This window comes from Dietzia aerolata, from assembly GCF_014144865.1.
Lineage (GTDB): Bacteria > Actinomycetota > Actinomycetes > Mycobacteriales > Mycobacteriaceae > Dietzia > Dietzia aerolata.
Window position 1 is genome coordinate 1 of sequence record NZ_JAALDM010000052.1, and the last position, 2053, is coordinate 2053.

Annotated in this window: 3 protein-coding genes; 2 read left to right on the plus strand and 1 reads right to left on the minus strand. The window is 67.8% G+C overall.

Annotated features, from left to right (window positions below):
- Both G6016_RS04045 and G6016_RS04050 read left to right on the plus strand, forming a co-directional pair.
- A partial coding sequence (locus G6016_RS04045; RefSeq protein ID WP_422110442.1) for a helix-turn-helix domain-containing protein occupies positions 1–464 on the plus strand: 464 nt, incomplete at its 5' end.
- Positions 464–1030 (plus strand): PIN domain-containing protein, encoded by a 567-nt coding sequence (locus G6016_RS04050; RefSeq protein WP_182631419.1) that lies wholly within the window; start codon positions 464–466, stop codon positions 1028–1030. The genes G6016_RS04045 and G6016_RS04050, both read left to right, overlap by 1 nt.
- Positions 1031–1149: 119 nt before the next feature.
- On the opposite strand, the gene G6016_RS04055 is transcribed toward G6016_RS04050, so the two are convergent.
- Positions 1150–2053 (minus strand): alpha/beta hydrolase (locus tag G6016_RS04055; protein ID WP_241729721.1); only part of this gene is annotated, 904 nt, incomplete at its 5' end.

The window sequence follows — 2053 nt, forward strand, 5'->3', positions numbered from 1 at the left end:
TTTCGATTGAGAGGGGTGGCGTGGTGAGGGATATCGCGACGCTAGTGCCCGAGCCGACAGACGCGGAGCAGGCGGCCTCGGTGTTGCGCGGCCTTGACGCCGCGCGGAATGCGAACACTCCGGTGAGGCTGAGCCTGGGCGGACCGGACGGAGAGATTGAGGTACCGGGCTCGGTGCTGGCCGCGCTCGCCCGCGTGCTGGACAGCTTCGCTCAAGGCGAGAGCGTGACTCTCGTTCCGGCTCACGCGGAGTTGACCACACAGCAGGCAGCGGATGTGCTGAACGTGTCTCGCCCGTTCCTTATCGGTCTGCTCGATGCCGGACAGATCTCCTACCGCACGGTCGGCACCCACCGCCGCGTGAAGGCCGCGTCCTTGGTGCACTACCTGCGGGAAGACGACGCCCACCGGACGGCGGCCGCGGACGAGCTGGCAGCGGAGGCTCACACTCTCGGACTCTCCTGATGCCGCAGGTGGTCATCTATGACGCAAATGTGCTCGACCCGTCCACGCTGAGGGATGTGCTGATCCGGGTTGGGTTGACGCGGCTGGTTCAGCCAAAATGGACGGATCTGATTATTGAGGAAGTGTTCGGCAACCTCCGAGCGAACCGGCCAGACCTCGACCCGGCCAGGCTTGATCGCACCCGGCGGCTGATGAACGACGCGATCCGCGACGTGACAGTCGCTGGCTACGAGCACCTGATCGACCAACTCGATCTCCCCGACGCTGACGATAGGCACGTTCTGACTGCTGCGATTCACGCTGGGGCGCAGGCGATTGCCACTCGGAATCTGCGTGACTTTCCCGGCGACGCTCTTCACCCGTGGGGAATCGAGGCTCAGCACCCTGATGCTTTTCTCACCTGGCTCCACGAATCGCATCCGGACACGTTGGGCAGGATCATGACCAATATCGCCCAGGCCTGGGGCGGAGACGCCACTGCTCTGGACGTACTGGATCGCCTCGCGGTCGATGCGCCCCGCACGGCAGGACTGGTGCGCCAAAAGCTCGGAGACTCCACCGCATAGGCGCGAATTTTCTACACGCCGCGTATTGGCCCGTCACGGTCAGCGCGGCTGCGATGGAGATTGTGCTCGAACGGGATCTCACCGCCTACGATCACTGCCCACCCCGTGGAATTTGTCATCTAGTCCGTGTCGGCGATGAGTTTGCCCAGTTCGGACAACGCGACCGTGCCGCGGTCGAAGTAGGTCGAGTGCGAGTCGCGGACGGAAGATGGGCCCGCGCCCGGCTCGGTCACGTCCACCGAAAGGCCGCGGAAGTCGTCCGTGCCCGGCCGCTCGCCCAACACGCCGACAATCGACCACCACGGGACCGCATCCCAGCGACTCGCGATGCCCACGACCTCGTCGTCGGAGGCGCGGCGCGACGTGGCGGACTCGTGCGAGCTGCCCTCGTTGACCCATTGCTCGGCGATCGAGTCGACCGCCGCGCCGGGACTGCCCACGTGGATCATCCGGTCAGCGGCCAGACCGCGTGGATCCGAGGCCGCGGCGCCCAGCGTTGCCGAACCGTAGCTGTAGCCGACCACCGTGTGCGGGGCGTCGTCGCCGTCCATCGCCTCGACCGCGTCGACGCCGACGGTGAAGGTCCGCAGGTCCTCGGCGTGCGCCCGGGCGAGGCCCAGCGATCGGCCCGCCTCGATAATCGAATCCGGGGCGTCGTAGCCCTGCCAGGCCACCGACACGCAGGCCTCGGTCCCGGCGTCGACGGGCTCGGAGCTTTCGGTGGCGGCGGGCTCGGTGGACTCAGCGGCCTCGCACATTGAGGCGGCGCGGTCGCCGGTCCGGTCCACGTCCGCGAGCGAGGAGCCGGTTCCGGGCACGAGCGTCACGACCCGGTCCGCGGAATCCGGATTGCCGCTCGCGACCACCGCCCGGCCGTCGGCATGCAACGAGAGCAGGTGCCGGGAGGGGTCGGCGTCGAGGTAGTCGGCCAACGCGACAAGGCCCGGGCCGGCTTCGGCTAGATCCGCAGCAGCACCACGGCCGAGGCCCGCACGACCACCGCCCGTGACACCACCGTCGAGG